This is a genomic window from Variovorax brevis (genome assembly GCF_030317105.1).
Lineage (GTDB): Bacteria > Pseudomonadota > Gammaproteobacteria > Burkholderiales > Burkholderiaceae_C > Variovorax > Variovorax brevis.
In genome coordinates this window covers 110,219-135,781 of sequence record NZ_JASZYG010000002.1, presented here as the reverse complement: position 1 = coordinate 135,781, position 25,563 = coordinate 110,219, and the positions used below count along the sequence as shown (strand labels likewise).

Annotated in this window: 18 protein-coding genes and 1 pseudogene; 11 read left to right on the top strand and 8 right to left on the bottom strand. The window is 64.6% G+C overall.

Annotation, left to right across the window (positions count from 1 at the left end; translation table 11 throughout):
• Positions 1 to 2 precede the first annotated feature (2 nt).
• From QTI66_RS05295 to QTI66_RS05280, 4 genes are all read left to right on the top strand, one after another.
• A complete protein-coding gene (locus QTI66_RS05295; RefSeq protein ID WP_286557942.1) occupies positions 3 to 437 on the top strand; it encodes an SRPBCC family protein in 435 nt (144 codons plus the stop codon).
• A gap of 13 nt (positions 438 to 450) precedes the next feature.
• A complete protein-coding gene (locus QTI66_RS05290; RefSeq protein ID WP_286557940.1) occupies positions 451 to 1,926 on the top strand; it encodes an SRPBCC family protein in 1,476 nt (491 codons plus the stop codon).
• Positions 1,927 to 1,956: 30 nt separating this feature from the next.
• The gene (locus QTI66_RS05285; protein ID WP_286557939.1) at positions 1,957 to 2,334 is read left to right on the top strand and encodes a VOC family protein; all 378 of its coding nucleotides are present in this window, start codon (positions 1,957 to 1,959) and stop codon (positions 2,332 to 2,334) included.
• A gap of 105 nt (positions 2,335 to 2,439) precedes the next feature.
• Positions 2,440 to 3,009: a DedA family protein gene (locus QTI66_RS05280; RefSeq protein WP_286559001.1), complete on the top strand. Its 570-nt coding sequence runs from the start codon at positions 2,440 to 2,442 to the stop codon at positions 3,007 to 3,009.
• 3 nt (positions 3,010 to 3,012) lie between these two features.
• Here the strand turns inward: QTI66_RS05280 and QTI66_RS05275 are convergent, their stop codons facing one another.
• Positions 3,013 to 3,942, bottom strand: a complete 930-nt coding sequence (locus QTI66_RS05275; RefSeq protein WP_286558999.1) for a LysR family transcriptional regulator — start codon at positions 3,940 to 3,942, stop codon at positions 3,013 to 3,015.
• A 347-nt stretch (positions 3,943 to 4,289) separates the two neighbouring features.
• Positions 4,290 to 5,072: an IclR family transcriptional regulator gene (locus tag QTI66_RS05270; RefSeq protein ID WP_286557937.1), complete on the bottom strand. Its 783-nt coding sequence runs from the start codon at positions 5,070 to 5,072 to the stop codon at positions 4,290 to 4,292.
• A 241-nt stretch (positions 5,073 to 5,313) separates the two neighbouring features.
• Here QTI66_RS05270 and QTI66_RS05265 point away from each other — a divergent pair, with 241 nt between their 5' ends.
• The 7 genes from QTI66_RS05265 to QTI66_RS05235 all read left to right on the top strand — a co-directional run bounded on the left by QTI66_RS05265 (position 5,314) and on the right by QTI66_RS05235 (position 11,681).
• Complete coding sequence (locus tag QTI66_RS05265) at positions 5,314 to 6,312, top strand: TRAP transporter substrate-binding protein (protein WP_286557936.1); 999 nt, start codon at positions 5,314 to 5,316, stop codon at positions 6,310 to 6,312.
• A 20-nt stretch (positions 6,313 to 6,332) separates the two neighbouring features.
• On the top strand, positions 6,333 to 6,776 hold the full coding sequence (locus QTI66_RS05260; RefSeq protein ID WP_286557935.1) for a type II 3-dehydroquinate dehydratase: 444 nt from the start codon (positions 6,333 to 6,335) through the stop codon (positions 6,774 to 6,776).
• Positions 6,777 to 6,817: 41 nt separating this feature from the next.
• Complete coding sequence (locus QTI66_RS05255; RefSeq protein ID WP_286557933.1) at positions 6,818 to 7,378, top strand: TRAP transporter small permease; 561 nt, start codon at positions 6,818 to 6,820, stop codon at positions 7,376 to 7,378.
• Positions 7,375 to 8,655 carry a TRAP transporter large permease gene (locus QTI66_RS05250; RefSeq protein ID WP_286557932.1) on the top strand — a complete coding sequence of 427 codons (1,281 nt, stop codon included), beginning with the start codon at positions 7,375 to 7,377 and terminating at the stop codon, positions 8,653 to 8,655. Before QTI66_RS05255 ends, QTI66_RS05250 begins: the two co-directional genes overlap by 4 nt.
• 46 nt (positions 8,656 to 8,701) lie before the next feature.
• Positions 8,702 to 9,706, top strand: a complete 1,005-nt coding sequence (locus tag QTI66_RS05245) for a TRAP transporter substrate-binding protein (RefSeq protein ID WP_286557930.1) — start codon at positions 8,702 to 8,704, stop codon at positions 9,704 to 9,706.
• Positions 9,707 to 9,836: 130 nt separating this feature from the next.
• Entirely contained in the window at positions 9,837 to 11,021 is a 1,185-nt protein-coding gene (locus tag QTI66_RS05240; RefSeq protein ID WP_286557929.1) for a fumarylacetoacetate hydrolase family protein, read from the top strand.
• A 36-nt stretch (positions 11,022 to 11,057) separates the two neighbouring features.
• The gene (locus tag QTI66_RS05235) at positions 11,058 to 11,681 is read left to right on the top strand and encodes a DUF502 domain-containing protein (RefSeq protein WP_286557928.1); all 624 of its coding nucleotides are present in this window, start codon (positions 11,058 to 11,060) and stop codon (positions 11,679 to 11,681) included.
• A gap of 50 nt (positions 11,682 to 11,731) precedes the next feature.
• Here QTI66_RS05235 and QTI66_RS05230 read toward each other — a convergent pair whose 3' ends face one another.
• The 6 genes and pseudogenes from QTI66_RS05230 to QTI66_RS05205 form a co-directional block, all read right to left on the bottom strand.
• Positions 11,732 to 13,096 carry a TolC family protein gene (locus QTI66_RS05230; protein WP_286557927.1) on the bottom strand — a complete coding sequence of 455 codons (1,365 nt, stop codon included), beginning with the start codon at positions 13,094 to 13,096 and terminating at the stop codon, positions 11,732 to 11,734.
• Positions 13,097 to 13,126: 30 nt separating this feature from the next.
• Positions 13,127 to 14,443: an HlyD family type I secretion periplasmic adaptor subunit gene (locus QTI66_RS05225; protein WP_286557926.1), complete on the bottom strand. Its 1,317-nt coding sequence runs from the start codon at positions 14,441 to 14,443 to the stop codon at positions 13,127 to 13,129.
• On the bottom strand, positions 14,440 to 16,659 hold the full coding sequence (locus QTI66_RS05220) for a type I secretion system permease/ATPase (protein ID WP_286557925.1): 2,220 nt from the start codon (positions 16,657 to 16,659) through the stop codon (positions 14,440 to 14,442). Before QTI66_RS05220 ends, QTI66_RS05225 begins: the two co-directional genes overlap by 4 nt.
• Positions 16,660 to 16,911: 252 nt before the next feature.
• On the bottom strand, positions 16,912 to 19,773 hold the full coding sequence (locus QTI66_RS05215; protein ID WP_286557924.1) for an SdrD B-like domain-containing protein: 2,862 nt from the start codon (positions 19,771 to 19,773) through the stop codon (positions 16,912 to 16,914).
• A 484-nt stretch (positions 19,774 to 20,257) separates the two neighbouring features.
• Positions 20,258 to 23,158, bottom strand: a pseudogene (locus QTI66_RS05210) (SdrD B-like domain-containing protein); the annotation flags it as partial.
• Positions 23,159 to 23,863: 705 nt separating this feature from the next.
• On the bottom strand, positions 23,864 to 25,399 hold the full coding sequence (locus QTI66_RS05205) for a YifB family Mg chelatase-like AAA ATPase (RefSeq protein ID WP_286557923.1): 1,536 nt from the start codon (positions 25,397 to 25,399) through the stop codon (positions 23,864 to 23,866).
• Positions 25,400 to 25,563: the final 164 nt, after the last annotated feature.

Genomic DNA, 25,563 nt, shown 5'->3' with positions numbered 1-25,563 from the left:
GCATGGTCAACGTCTACACCTCCAGCGTCATCGATGCCAGCGCCGACAACGTGTGGTCGCGCATCCGCGACTTCAACGGCCTGCCGCAGTGGCATCCGCTGATTGCCGACAGTCGCATCGAGAACGGTCAGCCGGCTGACCGCGTCGGATGCATCCGCCACTTTCACCTGAAAGACGGCGGCATGATCCGGGAGAAGCTGCTCGCCCTGTCGGATTACGAATACAGCTGCACCTATTCGATCCTCGAAAGCCCGATGGGCGTGGCCAACTACGTTGCCACGCTCAAGCTCACGCCGGTCACCGATGGCGCGCGTTGCTTTGCTGAATGGAGCGCTGAGTTCGAATGCGATGAGGCGCGCGAGCGTGAACTCACGGAATCCATCGGCAACGGTGTCTTCCAGGCGGGCTTTGACGCGTTGAAGCGATCCGTGCGCTGAAGCCGGGTGCGCGATGCTCCAGAAAGTCGTTCGCTCCACCATCATCGACGCGCCCATCGAGCGCGTGTGGGCCGTGCTGCGCGACTTCAACAGCCACGCGCAGTGGCACAGCGCCATCGAGGCGAGCCGCATCGAGGGCGACGAGCGCAGCGACCAGGTGGGTTGCGTGCGCAGCTTCACGCTCAAGGACGGCAACCGCGTTCGCGAGCAACTTCTGACGCTGTCGGAAACCGATCACCAGAGCACCTACTGCATCGTCGAGGCGACCTTGCCGCTGCAACGCTACGTGGCCACGGTGACACTCAAGCCGGTGACGGACGGCAAGCGTACGTTCTGGCACTGGGCGTCGAGCTTTGCGACGCCGCCGGGCATGGAGCGCGAGTTGCGCGAGGTGGTGGCCAAGGGCGTCTATGAAACGGGCTTCGAGGATCTGCGCCGACATTTGCGTGCCGGTGGCGACCAGCGAGCGCAAGGCGGCGCGCCGATGCCGCGAGCCCTGTCGATGCCCGCGCGCTGCATCGCGATCGCGCGCTACGGCGACGCGGACGAACTGCGCCCGCAAGACTTCGAGGCCCCGGCCCCGCGGGCCGGCGAAGTGCGCATCCGCCAGCGGGCGATCGGCGTCAATTTCATCGACGTGTACCTGCGGCGTGGTTGGGTGCCGCAGATGCTGCCGGTCTCCGCTACATCACCGGGCGTGCCCGGCATGGAAGCGGCAGGCGGCGTACTGGATGTGGGGCCGCAGGTGTCGGGCTTCCTGCCCGGCGACCGCGTCGCGTACCTCGGCCCCGTGCCGGGTGCGTATTGCAGCGTGCGAAGCGTGCCGGCCGATTGGGTCGTGCGCTTGCCGGCCGCGGTCGAAGACGACGTGGCCGCGGCGCTGCTGCTCAAGGGCATCACCGCCGACTATCTGCTGCACGACCTCGGCCGCGTGCAGCGCGGCACGCGGCTGCTGGTGCATGCAGCGGCGGGCGGGGTCGGCCTTCTTGTCTGCGCATGGGCGCGCCGGCTGGGCGCTGTCGTGATTGGCACGGTATCAAGCGAAGAGAAGGCGCGCGTGGCACGCGAATACGGCTGCGAGCACGTCATCGTCACGCGCGATTACCGCTTCGCCGATGCAGTGCAACGCGCCTGCGGCGGTGCCGATGTCGTCATCGACGGCTTGGGTGACGCGGCGCGCGATGAAAACCTCGCAGCCCTCGCACGGCGCGGCCACTGGATCAGCCTCGGCCAGGCCAGCGGTTCGTTGACCCCCTTGGCGCCCGATGCGCTCGTCGCCAAGTCGCTGAGCTTTTCGCGACCCGTCGTGTTCGACTATGTGTCGACGCAGGCGCAACTCGCCGAACGGGCGCAGCGCGTATGGAACGGCCTGGCCGACGGCGCGATCCGCCTTCCTCCCATCGAGCGCTTTTCGCTGGACGCTGCGGCGCGGGCGCATGCGCGCCTCGAATCGCGTGGCACCATCGGCCCCCTCGTCCTTGTGCCCTGAATTGAACGCAACACCCACCGGAGACGCACCATGATCGTCGGCATGAACCACTTCACCGTCACCGCCGAGGACGAGAAAAAGACGCTGGACTTCTACACCGGCCTGCTCGGCCTCAAGGTGGGCCATCGGCCGGACCTCGGTTTTCCCGGTGCGTGGCTCTATGGCAGCGGGCCGCAGGCCGTGTTGCACCTGTACTTTGGCCGTCCCGTGCCCGCGCAGCGCACCGGCGTCATCGACCACATGGCGTTCACGGCGCAAGGCCTGCGTGCGGTGAAGGCCCGCTTTGACGAAAGCGGCGTCAAGTACGACCTGCGCCAGCAGGCCGGCGCCGGCACCTGGCAACTGTTTTGCCACGACCCCAACGGCGCCAAGGTGGAACTGGACTTCGACGCGTCGGAGCAGCCGTGATGGCACATCAGCCCGGCAGCGACACCTCGCCGACCCTGTGACGCACGCCATGGATTGATCCCGCACCTTGTACGCACGCAATCAAGCACAGCGCCGGTGGCTGCCATGATGGTGGCGCACCTCGTCGATCAGTACGGCTATGCAGCCGTGTTCGTCGGCAGCCTGCTCGAAGGGGAAACGGTGCTGCTGCTCGGCGGCGTGGCGGCGCATCACGGATACCTTTCCTTTGCCGTCGTCGTGCTGCTGGCCTTCTGCGGCGGAACGCTGGGCGACCAGATCCTGTTCCAGATGGGACGCCACTTCGGCACCCGACTGCTGAAGCGCTCACCTTCACTGGCCGCGCGCTCGCGCACCGTACTGGGCGTGATCCAGCGCTACGAGGCGCCGTTCATCGTCGGCGTGCGCTTCATGTATGGCCTTCGCCTCATCGGCCCGTTTGCCATCGGCATGAGCAAGGTGTCGAGCGTGCGCTTCGCGCTGCTCAACATGCTGGGCGCCGCCATCTGGGCACCGCTGATCGTCACGCTGGGCTACCTCTTCGGCCACGCCCTGCGATGGCTCTTCAGCGACCTTGACCGCTATGAGGGGCTGGCGATGTTGCTGGTGATCGGGCTTGCGCTGATTGTCTGGTTGGTGCACCGGGTGCTCGCCCGCAGGCGCGACCGGTCGCTCTGACTGTCAGCGCACGGCCCGGATGAGGCTGGCCGGTGCCGCCGTCTCAGTCGTCGCCAGCACAGACGCCACGAAGCTCACGAAGGCCTGCGCTTTCGCACTGACGATGCGCCCGCTCGGAAACACCGCCCACAGGTCGATGGGCGGCAGTTCCCAGTCTGGCAACAGTTGCCGCACCGTGCCGTCGGCCAGTTCGGGCGCGAACATCCACTCGAGCGCGAGCGCGATGCCAAAGTCGGCCAGCACCGCCGCTCGCACGCCTTCCGAAGCGCTCGATTGCAGTCGTCCGTACAAGGCCACGGGCATGTCGATGTCGCCCTTCCGGAATGGCCACGTCGCCAGACGCGGCGGGCTGTAGGTCACGACTTCATGGGCCAGCAGATCCTGCGGCGAACGCGGGTCGCCCAACCCGGCGCGCGCCAGGTAGGCCGGTGTCGCGACGAGAATGCGCCGACCTTGGGCAATGTGCCGCGTGGTGGTCGAGGCATCGGCCAGGGTGCCCATGCGCAGGGCCACGTCGGCGCCCGATTCGAGCAGGTCGGTGTTGCGGTCGTCCAGGATGGCATCGACCGACAGGTCAGGATGCGCGCTCATGAATTCCGGCAGGCGCGGCATCACGTGCAGCCGCGCAAAGGTCACGCCGGCGCAAAAGCGCAGCCGGCCCGACAGGCCCATTCCGGCGCCGCGCGCCAGTTCCTCGGCCTTGTCGACCTCGTCGACCGCACGGCGTGCGTGCTCGAAATATTTGCGTCCTGCCTCGGTCAGCGCCAAGCCATGCGAAGAGCGCAACAGCAGGCGCGCGCCCAGCTTTTCTTCCATGTGCGCGATGGACTTGGAGACGATGGCCTGACCGACTTTCAGGTGCCGCGCAGCGGCTGAAAAGGAGCCCGCCTCGACGGCGGCGACGAAAATTTCCATCGAGGCAAGGCGGTCCATCGCGTTGGACGCGATGGCATCGTATGAGGCGCTGGTCGCCACGATTCAGGGTGCTTTGAAGGGTGACTTGGAGGTCGGCGTGGCGACGACGACCGGCGGCTTCTTGAAGTCGCCAATGACGCTTTTCAAGGGGCAAATTGAAAAGGCCGGGCATCTTTTGCAACCGACCGCAACGGCAACGGGGCACAGGGTCATGGGACCCTCCATGTGTTGGACTGCGAGCGAGGGCACTTTCATCGTGAGCTCAATGTACTCCGATGTGAGTCCGTACACACGCAAATATTGTGTCAGGGCCGTGTTCTGCCGTCGGGCTGCTGCGGTGCTGGCCTTGGCAGCAGCCCTGCGAATCATGCCCGCTTCTTGAAAAGCGCCGACGCCCCGCTGGCGTGCGCGACATCTTCTGCCGTGGCCATCAGCACCGGCCCCAGCGCCAACATCCGCTCTTCGGTGAGCCGAACCAGCGGACCTGCAATGGTGACCACACCGATGGCGGCGCCGTTGCCCGTTCGCACCGGCGCCGCCATGGCCGTCATGGCAGGCGCAAACACCTCGTTGATCATGCTGAAGCCACGCTTGCGCGCTGCACGCACGTAGGCGAGGACGGCCTTGATGGTGGTCGGCGCCTTCGGGCCGAACTCGCCCGGCTTGCCAAGGCCTTGCCTTGCAATGATTTCGAGGGCGCGATCTTCGCTCATTGTCGACAGCCAGGCGTGGCCTGCCGAACTGCATGAAAGGTTGACCGACAGGCCCATGTCCGGGTCGTAGCGCAAGCCGCGCGTCGCGCCCTGCGCCTTGGCGACGAACGTGAGTTCGTCGCCATCGACCACGGCAAGCCGCACCAGTTCGCCCGATTCCGCCGCCAGGCGGTCGAGCAAGGGCTGCGCCACATCGACGATGCCGCTGTTGCTCAGGAAGCTCAGACCCAGCGACACGAGCTTGATGGTCAGCGTGTAGTCGCCATGGCTCTGGTCCTGGCGCACATAGCCGCAACGCACCAGCTCCGCCAGCAGGCGGTGCGTGGCGCTCAGCGGCAGGCCGAGGTCCGTGGCCAGCGCAGAGAGTTGGCGCCCCTCCGGATGGGCGACGAGGTGCTCCATCAATTTGAAGCTGCGTTCGAGTATTGCGGTCATTTTTTCGCGGTGAGGGCCAGTCTAAATGCCGTGAGCCACGCGTGGCGGCGGCGTGCACGCGATTCGCGCGCCTGAACTTCAAGCCTTCAATGTACTGCGAAAGCGGAAAGTGTTTCTACTTATGGAAACGTTTTCCAAAAAACCTTAGCATCGCGCCACTTCAGGTTTCGGGCTGCCCGAAGTGCTGCCCGCTGATTGCTTCAAATCCCCTTTTTCTTTGGAGTCTGCTTTGAGAACCCTCATGCGTCGCACGCTGGTTGCCGCCGGCATTTCCCTCGCCCTGATCGGCACCGCTATTGCGCAAGACGCGCAGGAACGCGTGATCCGCTTTGGTCACTTGAACAACGCCGACCACCCGGTGAGCTTCGGCGTCAAGCGCTTCGCGGAACTGCTGGCCACCAAGAGCGGCGGGAAGATGAAGGTGCAGGAATTCCCGGCATCGCAACTGGGCAACGAACTGCAGCAGCAGTCCGCACTGCAAGGCGGGGTGCAGCAGATGTCGGCCCCGGCCACGACCTCGCTGGCCGGCATCGTCAAGGAATTCGGCCTGGTCGACTTTCCGTTTGCGGTCGCCAACTTCGCGCAGGCTGATGCACTGCTCGACGGCCCGCTGGGACAGGCACTCATCGCCAAGCTGCCGGAGAAGGGCCTCATTGCGCTGGGCTACTGGGACCTGGGCTTTCGCAACGTCACGAACAGCAAGCGACCCATCGCGAAGGCCGAAGACCTCGATGGCCTGAAGATCCGTGTGATTCCCAACCCGGTGTTCCTCGAGACCTTCAAGGCCTTCAAGGCGAACCCGGTGCCGATGCCCTTCGCGGAGCTGTATGGCGCGCTGGAAGCCAAGGCCGTCGATGGCCAGGAGAACCCGTACTCGGTGATCCTGTCGAACAAGATGTTCGAAGTGCAGAAGTACCTGAGCGCGACGAACCACGTCTATGCCGCCAACATCGTGCTGGTCAGCAAGAAGTTCTGGGATGGCCTCTCGCCCACCGAACAGAAGTGGATGACGGAAGCCGCCAACGAAGCACGCGGCTACCAGCGCCAGGTGAGCCGTGCCGCCGCGCAGAAGTCCGTGGGCGACCTGCAGTCCAGGGGCATGACCTTCAACGAAGTGGCGCCTGCCGAACAGGCTCGCATGCGCCAGATCGCCAAGCCGGTGATCGACAAGTTCGCCGCCAGCTATGACCCGGCCATCGTCAAGCTCTACAACGACGAACTCGCGCGCATCCGCAAGTGACCCCTCACACAAGGCAAGCCATGAAGATCCTCGTCCTGCACGGACCCAACCTCAACCTCTTCGGGCGTCGCGAGCCGCACATCTACGGCCACACGACGCTGGCGCAGATCAACGAGCGCCTGGAGAAGCTCGCGGCCGAACTCGGCGTGACGCTCGACATCATCCAGTCGAACCACGAAGGCGCCCTGATCGACTTCCTGCACAAGAACATCGACGAGGCGCAGGGCGCGCTGGTCAATCCGGCCGGCCTCACGCAGCATGGCGTTCCCCTGCATGACGCGATCAAGGCCATGCCCTTCCCGGTGCTGGAAGTGCACATGTCGAACATCGCGGCACGCGAGACATGGCGTGCGCACTCGATCATCTCGCCGGCGGTGAAGGCCACGGTGCAGGGCCTGGGTCCGATCTCGTACCTCGCGGCCCTGCGGGGCCTGGTCGACACCTTGCGCGAAACGCAGGCCTGAAGGCAACATCCGCTCGTTCACATGGCAAGAGACACAACAACATGAACCAATGGATCGACCGATGCTGCAAGGGCATTGAAGCCATCATTGCCTTCTTCCTGGCGGTGATGGTGGTGCTGGTGTTCGGCAACGTAGTGCTGCGCTACGGCTTCAACTCCGGCATCACGGTGTCGGAAGAAGTCTCGCGCTGGCTCTTCATCTGGGTGACTTTCCTGGGCGCCGTGGTGGCACTGAAGGAGCATGGCCACCTCGGCATGGACATGGTGGTGCAAAAGTTGCCAGCCATCGGCAAGAAGTTCTGCGCCGTCGCCGGGCACGTGGTCATGCTCTACATCACCTGGCTGCTTTTCCAGGGGAGCCTGGCGCAAACGAAGATCAACTGGGACGTGACGGCGCCGGTGACGGGGGCCTCGATGGCCATCGTCTACGGCGTGGGCATCGTGTTTGCCGTGCTGGCCGGGTTGATCCTGGCGCTCGATCTTTATCGGCTGCTGAGCGGGCAAATTGCCGATGAGGACCTGGTGATGATCCAGGAATCCGAAGAGTCGGTGCAACTTCAACAAATTCTCGGACAGGGCCCAGCCCACGGGGGCAAGCCATGACCATTCTCGTTTTCGTCGGATCGCTGTTGCTCGCCATGGCGATGGGCATTCCCATCGCCTTCTCGCTGCTGGCCAGCGGCGTGGCGCTCATGTGGCACCTGGACCTGTTCGATGCGCAGATCCTGGCGCAGAACGTCATTGGCGGCGCGGACAGCTTTCCGCTGCTCGCGGTTCCCTTCTTCATGCTGGCCGGCGAGATCATGAACGTCGGCGGGCTCTCCAGGCGCATCGTCGATTTCGCGATGGCGCTGGTGGGCCACGTGAAGGGGGGCCTGGGTTACGTGACCATCCTCGCTGGATGCCTGTTGTCGGCGCTCTCGGGCTCGGCGGTGGCCGATGCTGCAGCGCTCACCGCGCTGCTGCTGCCGATGATGGTAAAGGCGGGCCATGACAAGGCACGCTCCGGTGGTCTCATCGCGGCGACCGGTGTGATCGGGCCGGTCATTCCGCCCAGCATCGGGCTGGTGATTTTCGGAGTGGCGGCGAACGTCTCGATTTCGAAGCTCTTCCTGGCCGCCATCGTGCCGGGCCTGCTGATTGGCGCCGCGCTCTGGCTGACGTGGGCGTGGCTGGTGCGCAAGGAAAAGATCATCCCGCCGCCGCGCAAGTCGGGCGCGGAAATCGCACGCGCCTTCCGCAATGCGCTGTGGGCGCTGTTCCTGCCGGTCATCATCCTGGTGGGCTTGCGCATGGGCGTGTTCACGCCGACGGAAGCGGCGGTTGTCGCGGCCGTGTACGCGCTCTTCGTGTCGATGGTGATCTACCGCGAGATCACGTTCAAGGACCTGTACGGCATCTTCGTTAGCGCCGCCAAGACCAGCGCCATCGTGATGTTCCTCATCGCCGCGGCGATGGTGAGCGCCTGGCTGATCACCGTCGCCGACTTGCCCTCGAAAGTGGTCGGCCTGCTGCAGCCTTTCATGGGCAACAAGATCCTGCTGATGTTCGCGATCATGGTGCTGGTGATGATCGTCGGCACTGCCATGGACATGACGCCAACCATCCTGATCCTCACGCCGGTGCTGATGCCGATCGTGAAGGCGGCGGGCATCGACCCGGTTTACTTCGGCGTGCTTTTCATCATCAACAACTCGATCGGCCTGGTCACGCCGCCGGTGGGCACGGTGCTCAACGTGGTGGCGGGGGTGGGGAAGATATCGATGGACGACGTGACCAAGGGCGTGGTGCCATTCATGATTGCGGAGTTCCTGATCATGTTCGTGATGGTCCTGTTCCCGCAGCTCGTCATCTGGCCAGCCCGTTTGTTCAGCGGCTGACATCGGTTTCGCCATTGATTTCTCATAAGTACAGGAGACTTGGACCATGAAAATTCGAATCTGGAAGACCCTCGTGGCAGCAGCAGCCCTGGTCGCCATGACCGCAGCGGGCGCGCAGGTGAAAGAGCGCACACTCAAGTTCGCGTTCCAGAACCAGACGGGCCACCCGCAGGCTCAAGGTGCGCAGAAGTTCGCCGAACTGGTGGCCGCCAAGTCGGAGAACAAGATCTCCGTCAAGCTGTTCCCTGGCGGATCGCTCGGCGGAGACTTGCAGACGGTGTCGGCCTTGCAGGGCGGCACGATCGAGATCACGGTGCTGAACGCTGGCATCCTGAGCGCGCAGGTCAAGGAGTTCGCGGCCTACGACTTCCCCTTCCTGTTCAACAACGGGCAGGAAGCCGACGCAGTGACCGACGGCCCCTTCGGCCAGAAGCTCATGGGCACGCTGGAAGAAAAAGGCCTGCATGGCCTGGGCTACTGGGACCTGGGTTTTCGAAACCTCACCAACAGCAAGCGCCCGATCGCCAAGGCAGAAGACATCGCGGGCCTGAAGATCCGCGTGATCCAGTCGCCAATCTACGTCGACCTGTTCAACACGCTGGGCGCCAACGCGACGCCGCTGCCTTTCCCCGAGCTGTATTCGGCGCTGGACCAGAAGGCGGTCGACGGCCAGGAGAACCCCAACACGGTGATCTTGTCGTCCAAGTTCGCGGAAGTGCAGAAGTACATCACGCAGACGCGCCACATCTACAACCCGCAGGCGCTGATCATCAGCAAGAAGACCTGGGACGGCATGAGCGACCAGGAGAAGAAGATCATCACCGACTCGGCCAACGAGGCGACGAAGTTCCAGCGCCAGGTGTCGCGCGGCGCGGCGGACAGTGCGCTGGAAGCGCTCAAGACGGCCGGCATGACGGTGACCGAACTGCCGCCGGCGGAGATGGCCAAGCTGCGTGAAAAGGTCAAGCCGGTGATCGACAAGTACAGCGCGAACGTCGGTGAAGCCACGGTCAAGGAACTGATGGCCGAGATCGCGAAGGTGCGCAAGTAAGTCGTACCGCGGCCGGAAGAGAGCGGAAGAGGGCGCGCATTTTGCGCGCATCCCGTACGATCGGCGCCACGCGGCGAATCCGCCCTTGCAGGCGGTGCCGCATGGCCTGCACGCACCTTACGGAGACCTCATGAACGCGACCCTCTCTCCCGCCCAGACCCTCCCGCGCGACGCCGATCGCGCCACGCTCATCGGCCGCATCTGGCAACCCGATGTCGGGCCGACCCCGGTGGCGGTGCATCAGGGTGGGCTGCACGACTTGTCAGCCATCGCGCCCACCGCCAGCCAACTCCTGGAATCCAGCGACGCGGCGACGCGCGTGCGGTCTGCGCTGAAAGACGGCAAGGCACCGTGCATCGCTTCGCTCGACGAAGTGCTGGCCAACAGCGACGAGACCACGCGCGACACCTCGAAGGCCTGGCTGCTCGCGCCCTGCGACTTGCAGGTCATCAAGGCCAGCGGCGTGACCTTCGTCGAAAGCCTGCTCGAGCGCGTGATCGAAGAGCAATCGCGCGGCGAGGCCTCGAAGGCCGAGGCGATCCGCACCGCCCTGAGCGGCGTGCTGGGCGACAACCTGGCCGGCATCGTGCCCGGCTCGCCGCAGGCCGCCAAGGTCAAGGACGTGCTCATCGCGCAAGGCGCCTGGTCGCAGTACCTCGAAGTGGGCATCGGCCCGGACGCAGAGATTTTCACCAAGGCGCCGGTGCTCTCGTCCGTGGGCTGGGGAGCGGACGTGGGCATCCACGCCAAGTCGGTGTGGAACAACCCCGAGCCCGAGGTCGTGCTGGCCGTCAACAGCCGCGGCGAAACCCTCGGCGCGGCGCTGGGCAACGACGTGAACCTGCGCGACTTCGAAGGCCGCAGCGCGCTCCTGCTCGGCAAGGCGAAGGACAACAACGCGTCGTGTTCCATCGGGCCGTTCATCCGACTGTTCGACGAGCACTTCGGCATCGACGATGTGCGGCGCGTCACGGTCGCGCTGAACGTGACGGGGCCCGAGGGCTTCGTGCTCGAAGGATCGAGTTCGCTGTCGAAGATCAGCCGCGATCCGCTGGACATCGTCACGCACGCCATCGGACCGCATCATGCGTATCCGGACGGCTTCATGCTCTTCCTGGGCACCATGTTCGCGCCCACGCAAGACCGGCATGGACCGGGGCAGGGCTTCACGCACGTGGTGGGCGACCGCGTGGTGATCGCGGCACCTGAACTGGGTGCGCTGGTCAATCGCGTGGTGCATTCCGACCAGGCCGCGCGCTGGGAGTTCGGCATCGGCGCGCTGATGCGCAACCTGGCGAAACGCGGGCTGCTCTGAAAAGGGCTTCGGTCACGCTGAAGAAGGGGAAACGCCATGCACGCGATCTGGGGATTCGTGAAGACCACCTTCATCGGCGGAGTGCTGGTGCTGCTGCCCATCTACCTGGCCGTGCTGCTGCTGGCCAAGGCCATGCAAGGCATGGTGGCACTGGTGAAGCCGATCGTGTCGCTCGTGCCGGTCGAGGCAGGGCACCACAACATCGTGGCGATCGCGTTGGTGCTGCTGGCGAGCTTTCTCGTCGGGCTGGCAATGCGCACCTGGGCGGGCAAGCGCTTGGGGCACTGGGTCAATGTCACCTTGCTCGAGCGCATTCCCGGGTATTCATTCATCCGCAGTGTCATGCGCCGCAGCTTTGGCGATGAGACCGCTGAATTCGAAGTGGCGCTCGTCGAGTTCGACGACCAGGCCTTGATCGCCTTTGTCGTCGAGCAGCATGACGATGGCCGCTACACCATCTTCGTGCCCGGCTCGCCGACCCCGCTTTCCGGTGCGGTCTATGTCGTCGCACCGCAGCGTGTGCGGGTGCTCGACGCGAGCCTCGTCCAGGCCTTGCAGGCCATGGGCAAGTGGGGCGCAGGCACGCGTGATCTGCTCAAGGCGATGCGACCTCTCGAGGCCAGCACGATTCACGGTGCACCGGCCGTTCCACCGGCCTGAGCGCACCCGAATATCCATCAAGAGGGTGCAGCGGTCACCCTCAGGCTTTACTACTTGGGAGTCAAGCCCATCGCCGCAAGGAAGTCGCCGCGCAGGATGAGATAACGCAGCCGTGACATCAACAGCCGCTGCCCTTCATCGGCGCGCCGTTGCTGCGCGACATAGCGGCTTTCAAGCACCTGCACGAGTTGCGTCAGGCTCCGGCGCCCGGCCTGGAACTGCAGGTCACCCGCGCGAACCAGGTCGTTGTACTGGATCACCTGGCTGTCGAGTTGCTCGATGGCTCTTTCGCTTTGCGCCATCCGCGGTGGCAGGGTCGCGAGTTCGGCCTGCACGGTGCGCAGCACGCGGTCCGCCTCGGCTTGGGCCGCCTCGGCGCGCTTCACGCCTTCAGCGCGACGCGCCTGGTTTTCGCCGCCCAGCGGAAGATCCCAGCGTGCAACCACCTGCCAGCCGCTCAGTTGCGTGGGGTCGCTGCCGGGCGAGGTTCGATTGCTCAGTTGCTTGTCGTACTGGAAGTCGATGCGCGGTGCGATGCTGGAAAGCCAGGGCAGCACGCGCTCGTCGGCCGCGTCGGCGCGCAGCTGTGCGGCTGCAACGAGGCCTGAGGCGCCCGATGCGGGACTGATCAGGTAGCTGACCGGCAACTTCACCGGCTTGGTGGGGCGCAAGTCGTCGCCGGTCAGGATGACCATGCGGCTTTGGGCGGCACGCATGTCCGCCATCAGTTGCCCGTGGGCGACCTGGGCGTCCAGCAAAGCGGCCTGTGCCTGGCTGGCATCGACGTCCGCCAGCTTGCCCAGTTCGTTGGCGCGCTTGACCTGATCGACGAGACGCTTGGCCTCGCGCATGCGCTCGAGCGAATGCGGAATCAGTTCTTCGTGGCGCAACAGCTCGGCGTAGGCGCTGGCAATACGTTCGCCGATTTCCTCGCGCGCGCGGCGAACGTCTTGCTGCGCGGCGGCCACGTCTTGCGTGGAGCCATTGAACTCGGCCACATCGTTGCCTGCGTTGAAGAGGTTCCAGCGCAGCGATGCGGATGATTGATCGGTCTTTCCGTCCACTGTGCGACCCAGCACGCTTTCCCTCGATTTGCCATACGAGCCTTGCACATTGAGCACCGGGGCCAGGCGAGATCGTGCCTGCACGCGGCGTTCTTCGGAAACGCCGAGCAAGGCGTTGGACACCTGCAGCTGCGGGTCTTGCTCGAGCGTGCGTGTCAGCAGGTCTTGCAAGGACTCGGGCGCGCCGCGCGGCACCAGCACTTCCGACGGATGCGTGCTGGATACGGCAGCCGGCAGGGAGACCACGGGCGGCGCGGCACGCTCGGCGAAGGCAGGCAAGGACGCGCCCAGGAGACAAGCCAGGAAGAGGGAGCCCGACAGGCGTCCAGGCGGAAAGTGTTGGGAGATCATGGCGTGGAGTGATGGATGAAACGGCGCTCTTCAGCGTTCTTGCAAGGCGCCTTGCACGCCGCGCAACACGGGCTTGAGCAAGTACTGCATGACACTGCGCTCACCCGTCAGGATGCTCACGTCCAGCGGCATGCCGGCGCTGATGGCCAGTGGCTTGCCGTGAAGCTTGAGTTGGTCGCGCGCGGCTGAGAGCTGAACCTCGAAATAGGACTCTCCCTTTTCGTCGGTGATGGCGTCCGCGCCGATGCGATCGAGCGTTGCGTCCATCTGGCCGTAGGTTGCGGAGTCATAGGCCAGCACGCGCACGTGCGCGGCTTGGCCGGGGCGCAAGAAACCGACGTCGACGGGCAACACGCGCGCCGACATCTGCAGCATCGACTCTTCCGGCACGATCTCGAGGATCGGCTTGCCCGGCTGCGCGACGCCGTTTCGGGTCGGAATCAGCACGCGGTTGACCACGCCATCCACCGGCGACGTCAACTCGCGTCGCGCGACCTTGTCTTCGTGGCCTTCGAGCGTGGCGGCAATGCTCGTCACCTTGGTTTCGAATTCCGAGCGCTCGGCGCCCCACTGGGCACGCAGTCTCGACGTGGCTTGTGCGGCCTGCGCGTCGGCTTCCGCCAAGCCGGCCCGCAGACGCGGGATCGATTGGCGCAGCGCGTCGAGCTCGGCCTTCTGGCCCAGCAACTTCTGCTGTGCACCCAGGTAGTCGGCGCGCGCACCCGCGCCTTCTTTGAACAGGTTTTCTTCGATGGCGAAGCTCTCTTCGCCCACCTTGATGGCCGGCGCGAGCGACTGGATGCGCGCCTGCGCCTCGCGCAACTCGGCGCTGCGACGCACCGACCCTTCACGCGCCGCATCGACGGTGGCGCGGAACTCGCGCAAGCCGTCGCGCCACAACTGCGTTTCCTTTTCGATCAGGTCCGGCGCTTCCGCGCGCCACGAAGAAGCGAACAGGGGCTCGCCGCCATTGAGCAACGCGTCGGTTCGCGCGCGGCCTGCCAGCGCGGCCAGATAGCGTTGTCGACTTTCACCACGCCCGGAGGTGTATTGCGCCGTGTCCAGGCGCACCAGCAACTGGCCTTTCTTGACCTTTTCGCCAGGCGCCACCAGCATCTCCTCGACGATGCCGCCTTCCAGGCTCTGCACTTCCTGCAGCTTGCTGGGCGGTGTCACCACGCCCTTGACCTGTACGGCGACGTCCAGGTTGGCCACGCTGGCCCAGACAATCGCGACCAGCAGGAAGACACCAACCAGACCCACCATGGCGAGCACGGTGCGTTGGGGGCCTCGATCGGGGTCCGGATGGGCCGTCGGAAGCGGCCGGGCTTTGAGTTCGTCAGTCACTTTGCAACCTGCATTTCGTTGGAGGCGTCTTGAGGCGCGGGCGACGCCGCGGGCTTGGCGTCGCTGGTGGTGGGGCGCTGGGCCAGCGCCTTGAGAACTTCGTCGCGCGGGCCGTCGGCCACGATGCGGCCACGGTCCATCACGATCAGGCGATCGATCAATGCGAGCATGGCCATGCGGTGCGTGACCAGCACGACGGTCGTGCGGGGCAGCGCGCGCATACGGGCGATGAGCTTTTGCTCGGTGGTCGGGTCGACCATGCTGCTGGGCTCGTCGAGCAAGAGCAGCGGAGGCGAGGTCAGCAAGGCGCGCGCAATCGCGACCAGTTGGCGCTGGCCGCCGGAAAGCCGCTCGCCGCGCTCGCCGACGGGCGTCGCGACGCCCTGCGGCAACTGTGTGACGATTTCGTCGAGGCAGGAGTTGCGCATGGCCTCGAGCAACGCGTTGTCGTCGCCCTGCACGCGGCCGATCTCGATGTTCTCGCGCATGGTGCCGTGGAACAGCGTGACGTCTTGCGGCACGTACCCGATCTGGCGACGCAGCGACAAGGGCTCGATCTGCGTGGTCACGATGTCGTCGACCAGCACAGCGCCGGTTTCCGGTGCGTACTGGTTCAGGATCAGCTTGAGCAGCGTGCTCTTGCCCGAACCCAGCTTGCCGATGATGCCGACGCGCTCGCCCGCGCGAATGCGTATGTTCAGGCGTTCGACGGTGGGCGGCTGCTTCGGATAGGCAAAGCTCATGTCGCGGAATTCGAGCGTGCCGCTCAGCGGTGGTGCCTGCAGGCTCGAGGCCGCTTCATCGGTCGGTGCCGACATGATCTTGTTGAGCGCCGCGTAGCTCAGCTTGGTCTGTTCCCAGCGCAGCACCAGGCCCGCGATCTGGCTGACCGGCGACAGCGCGCGAGCGGTCAGCATGCTCACCGCGATGATCTGGCCCAGGCTCAACGAATGCGCGCTCATCATGACGGCGCCGACGGCGACCACTGCAACGGCCGCCAGGCCCAGCACCGCCGTATTGGCGTAGTTCATGCGAGCAGTGATCTCGCGCGTCTCGAGGCTGTTTTGCGCAATCGCTTGTGTCAGCGATTCCCACTTGCGGCGGCTCCAGGCTTCGGCGCCGAGGGCCTTCACCGTGTCCAGGCCGTTCATGGTCTCGAACAGGTGCGCGGTGCGCTGCGAGCTTTCCTGCATCGAATCGTTGACCTTGCGCGCCAAGGGCTTGCGAGCGGCGAACGAGATGCCCAGCAGGATGGGAATGCAGATCAGCGGAACGAACACGAGAGGCCCGCCCACCAGCGCAATGACGGCCAGGTACAGGAACATGAAAGGCAAATCGCCCAGCACGGTCAGCGTGCTGGTGGCGAAAAATTCGCGCACCGATTCGAAGTCGCGCACGGTGTTGGCCAACACGCCGCCGGAAGCCGGACGGTCCGCAGCACGCATGCGCAGGCATTGCGCAAACACCTTGGACGAAAGGGCCACGTCCATGCGCCGCGCTGCCGTTTCGAGCAGATTGCTGCGCAGCAAGCGCATCGTGAATTCGAACCCGGTGAGCAGCACAACTGCAGTGGTCAACACGCCCAGGCTGTTGAGCGCGTTGTGCGGAATCACGCGGTCGTACACCGCCATGCTGTAGAACGGGATCAGTGCGCCAAAGACATTCAGCACCACGGTGCCCAGCAGGGCCCAGGCGAACATCCAGCGATTGCGCTGGAAGGTGTCCCAGAACCAGCGGCCGACTTGCGGCAAGGTGTAGAGCAGGCTGCGCTGGTCGAAATGCAGCTGGGGCCGTGCGGCGAGCCAGCGCGCGTTGGGTGCTTCACGCTCGATGGCTTCGAGGTCGAGCCAGCTCGTGCCTTCGATGCCCGGTGAATGACATTCCATCTGCCCGTCTTTGAGCGAGAGCACGACAAGGCATCGTCCGTTTTCGCCGAGCACCAACGCTGGCAATTCGGTGTGACGGCGGCGCTGACCGCTTCGCAATGGCGTGCCTGCCAGTCCGGCATGACCCAGCAACTGGGACATGGCCTCGTCTTCGGGAATGTGACGGTGGTCTTGCTCGTGCGCGGCCAGGCTGTCGCGCAGGCGCTCGACCTGGATGGGTGTGCCGAAGAAGCGTGCAAGAAAGACGATGCTTTCCTGCAGCGGAGACTGAGGCAACAGCGTTGCCGTCGTCGGCTCGGCCGACCCTGAGGAAGAAATTTTGTCGATCATGAGGTTGCCCAATGGGATGGCGCTGCACGAGCTTTCATGCAGCGCCCGGGGTGCCAGCAGGCGTGTGGTTAATCAGGGAGGCTTCTTGCGCGAACGATTCATCGCGACCAAAACCTGACCCTTACTGACGAATGCGATGATCCGTTCTGGACTGTCAGGAAGCATTGCGAAAGGGCCGGGATTGCGCCGGCATCGGCCTACAGTTGAGTGCGAAGGTGACTGGGCCAAGCCGGCCCAGTGACCTTTGTCACATCAGGCCGCCATTGCGTGCGACTCGTTGCCTTGATGCATCGCGGCGCTCAGCTTGCGCAGCAGTTCGGCTGCCTCGCTGACGTCAACAGCTGGCTCCACGTCGTTGGCTGCCACCGTTGTGGCAGGTGCAACGCTGCCGAGCACGCCGTCCAGCGACTCATGTCCGAGCAACTCGGCCATGCTGGGGCCCGATACGCCCGCTGCCTTGGCGTCCTCGCCCGAGACCGCGAAGTACACGTCCGTCATGGCGACTTCCTGGCCGCCGGCCAGCGTGGCGCTGCTGCGCTCGAGGTGCAGGTTGCCCTGCGCATCGACTTCAGGCACGTCCGTGTGCGCGACCTTCAGGCTGTCGACACCGGCCTGGGCCAGCGTCATCAACTCGCCCGCATCGGTCGCATGGTTGCCGTTGGCATCGCGCCAGACCGTCAGGTCCTTGAACGCTGCATCCTTGGCGTCCACCAGGCCATCGCCATTGCTGTCGAAGCTGGCCAGCTTGGCAAAGCCTGCCCCCTTGGAAGTGCCGCCGAACAGTTCGGACACGCTGTCGATGCTGCCGTTGTGGTTGCTGTCCACCGCCAGGAAGGCGTCGCCCGAGGAGATCCAGCCCGATTCCACAGCCGTGCCGTCGCCAAACAGGTCGAAGCTGCCGGTTGAGTCGAAGCGGCTCACCGTCTGGATGCCGTTGGCATCCAGGTCCAGCACGATCGGCGTGATGCCGGCGTCCCAGGTCAGGTCCGTCTGGCCCTGGTTCAGGTGGAAGTACGGCGTGTACGCGATCTTTGTCGTGCTGTAGGCGTCGGCATCGATCAGGTCGTTGTTGCCGACGTCCGCACGCGCCCATTGGCCTGCGCCCTCGTTCTCGAACACCACCCGATAGTCGCCTTCATCCAGGTTGGTGAACAGGTACTTGCCCGAGGTATCGGTGCGCGTCGTCGCAATGGTGTTGCCCTGGCTGTCCTGCAGCGAAACCTTGATGTTCGTGAAGCCCGGCTCGTAGTAGCCGCCGTCCTGGATGCCATTGTGATTGGCGTCCCACCAGACGAAGTCGCCGACCTTGCCATGGGTTGCCACGACGATCCCGGCATCGATGGTCTTGTTCTGCTGGCCAGTGGCCAAGCTGATGACATCGGTCATGCCGGTGTAGATGTTGGCGTCCGAGTCAGCCGCGTCATTTCCACCGCTGTCGCGAGAGGTCCATTCATAGCCTTCCTTGTTCACGAAACGCACCTGGTACAGGCCTGCATCGAGGTCGAAGAAGCCGTAGTTTCCGTTGGCGTCGGTGGTCGTCGTCGCGATGACTTGGACTTGTTTCCCGCCCCCCGGGCCGACATTCGGTGCCTTGGTCGGATCAATGAGTTGCACGGTCATCCCGGCCACGCCCGCTTCGCCCGCGTCCTGGACGCCATTGCCATTGGTGTCGTACCAGACCCGATCTCCAAGGAAAGCTTTTGCCGCACGCAGCCCGGCGTCGACATCGGTGCGATCTTGTCCCGCGGCGAGCGTGATCGTGTCCGTGGTGCCGTTGAACCGGTTGGCGTCGTTGTCGGTCGTGTCGGCTCCCACGTTCGCCAAGGTGAACTCAGTGCCGGCAGCCTGGCCGAATTGCACTTGGTAGTTGCCCGCGGTGAGGCCCGTGAACAGGTACTTGCCGCTGATATCGGTCGTCTTCGTTTGCAAGACCACGTCATCCGCCGTGCCGAAGATGCCGTCCGCACCAGCGGACTTGAGCTGGACAGTCACGCCGCCCACGCCGGTGTTGCCATCGTTCTGCACGCCATCGCGATTGGTATCCATCCAGACCGTGTCGCCGATGCTGCCCAGTCGGCCAGTGACGCCGATGTCCACGGTGGTGTTGTCCTGGCCGCTGCGCAGCGTGACGGCGTCGGTAAAGCCGCTGATGCGATTGGCGGCCAGTGTCGACGCGTCGGAGTCGCTTGCATCGTTGCTCCCGGCATTGGCGATGGTGATTTCCTCGCTGGCTGCGTTCAGGCCTGTGCCCACGACCTTCACGGTATAGGTGTCGGGCACGAGGCCGGTGAACTTGTAGTTGCCGTTGGCGTCCGTGGTTTGCTGGGCGACGTAGACGTCATCCGCCGTGCCGGCCACACCGTCGGCACCGACCTTGTACAGCTGAAGCACCACGTTGGCCTTGCCGGCTTCCCCTGCGTCCTGGATGCCGTTTCGGTTGGTGTCGAGCCAGACCTTGTCACCCAGGCTGAAGCCGCCCGCCAGCACGTCGGAGTCGAATGCGTCATCGCCGATGTTGGCCGTGCTGAGCACCGTGCCGTCCGTGCTCGTGAACTGCACGATGTATTGACCGGCAGGCAGGTTCACGAAGCGGTAGTTGCCGTTGGCATCGGTGACCGTGGAGCCAACGGCGGCCGTGGGCACGCCGCCACTGCAAACGAACAAGTTGACCAGCACGCCCGCCTTGCCCGTCTCGCCCGCATCCTGGATGCCGTTGGCATTGGTGTCGTTCCACACGCGATCGCCAATGGCCGCCAGCTGGTAGAAGCCAGCGTCCGCCGAGGTGTTGGCGGTGCCCGATGCAAGGGTGTAGCAGCCCGTGAAGCCATTGGTGCCGGCGTCGGAGTCGACCAGGTCGCTGCTGCCCACGTTGGCCGTGCTCAGCAGCGAGCCGTCGTTGGCGATGAACTTGAGCATGTAGTCGCCGGGTTTGAGGCCCGCGAAGCTGTAGTTGCCGTTGGCATCCGTGGTCCTGGTGGCCACCAGCGTGCCCGGCGCGTTGTTCACGCAGGTGTACAGCTGCACCGTCACGCCGGCCTTGCCGGCCTCGCCCGCGTCCTGCACGCCGTTGCGGTTGGTGTCGTTCCACACCTTGTCGCCGATGCTGGTCGCCATTGAGGTCCAGCGCAATGGGCGTGGCGATCGTCGTGCAAACGTTGTTCGACATGACCGAGCCGTCATGACACGCTGCGTTCTGAACGGTGCCCGAGTCCTTGTAGTGCCAGCTCAGGTTGTATGCGACATAGGCAGTCGTGAATTCGAGCACGAGCTTGCCTGCCTGAACGTCGGCGACGGGGATCTCGTATTCCATCCCTCCAGTGAAGTTCAGCGCGACTCCGTTGTACTTGATCACGCCACCGGCGCGGTCAAGTCCGGAGACGACGATGGATTGGGCAACGTCGACGTCATTGGCAACGCCATTGTTGTAGGTGCCGAACTGTTGCAGCTGATCCTTCGCATCGGAGAACGATCCGAAGTCACTCATCTTGTAGACGTGCGCCCAGCCATTGGCAAAGGCGTACGCCCAGCCGCCTGGGTGATATGACGCGCCCGCACCGGCTGTCGGCGCATCCGACACTGCGTGTACCGTGACGTTCGCCGTTTGTTGATACAGCGCGCCGGTCGTCTGATCTTGAACGGTGTACACCAGCTTGTCGAAGCCGTAGTAGTCGGTCATGCCCTTGTAGGTGACCTGGCCATCGGCCGTGAAGCTCAGCGAGCCGCCGCGCGACGTGAAATTCGATTGAAGTGCTGCCGATTCGTGGGACACGCCGACAAGCTTCAGGTTCTGGCCAAAGTCGTTGGCGAGTACGTTGAAGGTTGTTGAACGATCTTCGCAAACGGTGAACTGGTCCGGATTCAGTACAGGTGACAGGAAATGGAAGCCGGCATCAACCGTGGTGTTGGCGGCGCCCGACGCCAGCGTGTAGCAGCCGGTGAAGCCGTTGGTGCCCGCATCGGAGTCCAGTGCATCGCTGCCCACGTTGGCGGTGCTCAGTACCGAGCCATCGGAAGCGACGAACTTCACCATGTAGTCACCTGGCTTGAGGCCGGTGAAGCTGTAGTTGCCGTTGGCATCGGTCGTCCTCGTGGCCACAAGCGTGCCGGTCGCGTTGTTCACGCAGGTGTACAGCTGCACGGTGACGCCGGCCTTGCCTGCCTCGCCCGCGTCCTGGATGCCGTTGGCGTTGGTGTCGTTCCACACGCGGTCCCCGAGCGTGGCACCGTTGTAGAAGCCTGCATCCACGGTGGTGTTCGTCGTGCCCGAGCCCAGCGTGTAGCAACCCGTGAAGCCGTTGGCGAGCGCATCGGAGTCGAGCATGTCGTTGCCGACGTTGGCCGTGGTCAATACGGAGCCGTCGGCCGCGATGAACTTGAGCATGTAGTTGCCGGGCTTGAGTCCGGCAAAGCTGTAGTTGCCGCTTGCGTCGGTGTTGGTCGTTGACACCAAGGTCCCGGGCGAGTTGTTCACGCAGGTGTACAGCTGCACCGTGACGCCGGCCTTGCCCGTCTCGCCCGCATCCTGCACGCCATTGGCGTTGGTGTCGTTCCATACCCGGTCGCCAACGCTGGCCGCCTTGTAGAAGCCCGCATCCACCGTGTTGTTGGTCTCGCCAGCAGCCAGCATGTAGCAGCCCGTGAAGCCGCCTGCCAGCACGTCGGAATCAAACGCGTCGTCGCCCACATTGGCCGTGCTCAGCACCGTGCCATCGACCGCAGTGAACTGGACGATGTACTGTCCGGCTTCCAGATTGTTGAAGCGGTAGTTGCCGTTGGCGTCCGTCACCGTGGAGCCAACGGAAGCCGTGGGCGTGCCGTCGCTGCATGCGAAGAGATTGACCAGCACTCCGGCCTTGCCCGTCTCGCCGGCATCCTGCACGCCATTGGCGTTCGTGTCGTTCCAGGCGCGATCGCCGATACTCGCTTTCTTGTAGAAGCCCGCGTCCACCGTGGTGTTGGACGCGCCGGAGGCGAGCGTGTAGCAACCGGTGAACCCGTTGACGCCCGCATCCGAGTCGAGCGCGTCGCTGCCCACGTTGGCCGTGCTCAACAGCGAGCCATCGGCCGCAGCGAACTTCAGCATGTAGTTGCCGGGCTTCAGGCCGGTGAAGCTGTAGTTGCCGTTCGCGTCAGTTGTCGTGGTCGCTACCAGCGTCCCGGCCGCGTTGTTCACGCAGGTGTACAGCTGAACGGTGACGCCGGCCTTGCCCGTTTCCCCTGCGTCCTGCACGCCGTTGCTGTTGGTGTCGTTCCACACCCTGTCGCCGATGCTGGCTGCCTTGTAGAAGCCCGCATCGACCGAGACGTTGTTCTGGGCGCAGGTGTAGCAACCGGTGAAGCCGTTGGTGCCGGCGTCGGAATCGACGAGGTCGTTGCTGCCCACATTGGCCGTGCTCAGCACCGAGCCGTCGGAGGCGATGAACCTGAGCATGTAGTCGCCCGGCTTCAGGCCCGCGAAGCTGTAGTTGCCGTTGGCGTCCGTCGTGCTGGTGGCCACGAGCGTGCCGGGGGCGTTGTTCACGCAGGTGTAGAGCTGCACCGTCACGCCGGCCTTGCCCGTCTCCCCGGCGTCCTGGATGCCGTTGGCGTTGGTGTCGTTCCACACGCGATCGCCCAGCGTGATCGGCTTGTAGAAGCCCGCATCCACCGTGTTGTTGGTCTCACCCCCGGCCAGCGTGTAGCAGCCGGTGAAGCCGCCGTTCAGCGCATCGCAGTCGATGGCATCGCCGCCCATGTTGGCAGTGCTCAGCACTGAGCCATCCGTGCTGGTGAACTGGACGATGTACTGGCCGGCCGGCAGGTTGCTGAAGCGGTAGTTGCCACTGGCATCGGTGACTGTGGAGGTCACGAAGGAAGTGGGCGTGCCGTCGACGCAACGATAGAGATTGACGATGACCCCGGCCTTGCCCGTCTCGCCCGCGTCCTGCACACCGTTGGCGTTGGTGTCGTTCCAGACCTTGTCGCCGATGGAGGCGGACTTGTAGAAGCCCGCATCGATGGACGCGTTGTACTGGCCGGGTTGCAGCACGATGATGTTGGAAACCAGGCCGTCACTGTTGACGCCCGACCCCGTGTTGCCGTCGGCGTGGCGTGGGCTGGCGGAGTTGTAGCCCGTGGGCATGACAAAGCGAACCTGATAGCTCAGGCCGGGCGTCAGGCCCTTGAAGTTGTAGTTGCCGCTGGCGTTCGTGGTGGCGGTTGCCAGTATCTCTGTGCCGGTGAACTGGCCGTCGCCGTTGGCGTCGCGCACCAGTTGCACCATGGCGCCCGCAATGCCGGCTTCGCCCGCGTCCTGGATGCCGTCCGCATCGACGTCTGCCCAGACGCGGTCGCCGATCTTGGCGGCCTTGGTTTCCACGATCACGGTCTGGCCGTGAACGCCATAGGCATCGACGGGATCGATGACCACCGCCAGCGACTGGCCCACGTCAGGCACATAGCCGTCGTGCGCCAGGGCGAAGTCGGTCAGCACCGTGTTGGCACCGCCCACCTGGCCCATCAATTGCCAGATGGCGGTCTGCACGTCATTGGAGGTGATGCCCGGGTTGCTGCCCGTGTAGTAGTTCAGCAGCCAGTTGATGTTGTCCAGATTGGCGTAGTTCGCGGCGGGCAGGGTGGCGTTGAGGGTCGCCGCTTCATAACTCGAATAGGCATGAGCCGAGTAGCCGTAGCCGGTGCCCACGTTCAGCGTCGTGTTCGCCTGGATGCACCATCCGTCAAGCGTCGTTCCGGCGGGCCCGAAGGGAGATGCGTTGGCGAACAGGACGTCGAAGTAGCTGTCCTGCACGCCGACAGGGACAGTGAAGGTGGCGGGGGTGGTGAACATGGAGGTGGCCATGGCAATTCCTTGAACGAAGAACGACAGAAGACCATCGAGGCAAGGCCCCGGATGGCAAGAGACATCGGGCCGCTGCGCGTTCAGGGAGGTGCAGGATTGCTGTCGATCACCGCGACGAGTCACCCCGCGTGCCCGTCGCCGGAGCACATCGGGGCTTCACGAAGCCGATGTGATGAATCGATTGCATGCGTTGTCGTACGCCGACAGTTCTGTCGAATGCATTCCCCCTGTCGCTGATCCATCGTGGAATTCAGCGAAATGCCCACTGCATAGTAAGTAGAAGTCATACCTGTAACAAGGCCATGACGAGGTTTTTTCGCGCACCCGCCACTTGAATATTGGCGAGTGGCGCAGAGCGGTTGGGGCTCAATCCGCCGCGTGCAACGCCCGCCGGTATTGCACGGCCTCAGCCACATGCGCCGCCTGGACCACATCGCTTTGCGCCATGTCCGCAATCGTGCGGGCCACCTTGAGTGCCCGGTGCGTGCTGCGCGCGGACCAGCCCAATTTTGCTGACGCGTTCTGCAGCAGCGTGCGCGCCGCTGCATCGAGCGCCGCATGCGCATCGATCTCTGCACCTTGCAGCGCCTGGTTTGGCTTGCCCTGACGCGTCACCGCGCGCTCGCGGGCGCGCGCCACGCGTTCTCGCACGGACTGCGTCGCTTCGCCCGGCGGTGCGTCGAGCAGTTCCTGCGCCGCAACGGCGGGCACTTCGATGTGCAGGTCAATCCGGTCGAGCAGGGGCCCGCTCAGTTTTCCCTGGTAGCGCGCGACCTGGTCCGGCGAACAGCGACAGTTCTTCAGCGGCGAGCCCAGATGGCCGCAAGGGCAGGGGTTCATCGCTGCGATGAGCTGGAAGCGGGCCGGAAACTCCGCGCGTCGTGCCGCGCGGGAAATGGTGATGGTCCCGGTCTCCAGCGGCTCGCGCAGCGCTTCAAGTGCCGGACGTGCGAATTCGGGAAACTCATCCAGGAAGAGCACGCCATGGTGGGCCAGGGAGATTTCGCCGGGCCGCGGCGGCGATCCGCCCCCCACCAGTGCCACCGCACTGGAAGTGTGATGCGGCGACGCCGTCGGCCGTTGCCCGAAGCGCTGGGCAGTGAAGCGCCCGTCCAGGCTGGCAACCGCCGCGCTTTCCAGCGCCTCGTGTGTGTTCATCGGGGGCAGCAAGCCGGCAAAGCGGTGCGCGAGCATCGACTTTCCCGACCCCGGCGGCCCGACCATCAGCAGGCTGTGTGCGCCAGCCGCCGCAATTTCGAGCACGCGCTTGGCAGCCAGATGTCCCTTCACGTCGGCCAGGTCCGCAGTGAATGCTTGCTTGACCGGTGCCGCGGCAGTCGCGCGCACCCAGCCTTCGCGCGAGGGCTCGACAGGCGCGGCCCCCTCTGGCAGAAACTGCGCAACCACATCCAGCAGATGCCTCGCGCCATAAACGTGCACGCCCGGCACCAGCGCGGCCTCTTGCGCGCTCGCCGCCGGCAGCACCAGGCGCGTGCCCGCCCGCCCGACCTCTGGCGCCAATGCCATCGCCAGCGCTCCCCGAACTGGCCGCAAGTCACCGGAAAGTGACAACTCACCCGCGAACTCATGGCCGGCCAGCTTGGTGGCATCCACCTGCCCGCTTGCCGCCAGGATGCCCATCGCAATCGGCAAATCGAAGCGTCCTGAGTCCTTGGGCAGGTCGGCCGGCGCCAGATTGACCGTGATCCTTTTGTTGTTCGGAAACTCCAGCCCCGCGTTCTGGATGGCGCAGCGCACCCTTTCGCGCGCCTCCTTCACTTCCACATCCGCCAAGCCCACCAGCGTGAAGCTGGGCAGGCCGTTGGCCAGGTGCACCTCCACGGTGACCTGGGCCGCTTCGAGGCCCAGCAAGGCGCGGCTCTGCACCAATGACAAACTCATGACACTCCCTTTCCCCAAGATGGTGCATCCATCCTTGGGTGCGGCCTTTCGCCGGCACTTGTTTTTTATGATGACCAAGATGGCGCTTCGCTCGGCTTGGCAACCGATGGAAACACTTTGGCACGCTCCCTGCTTTGATGTGGTTTCAACACCACCACCCCAAC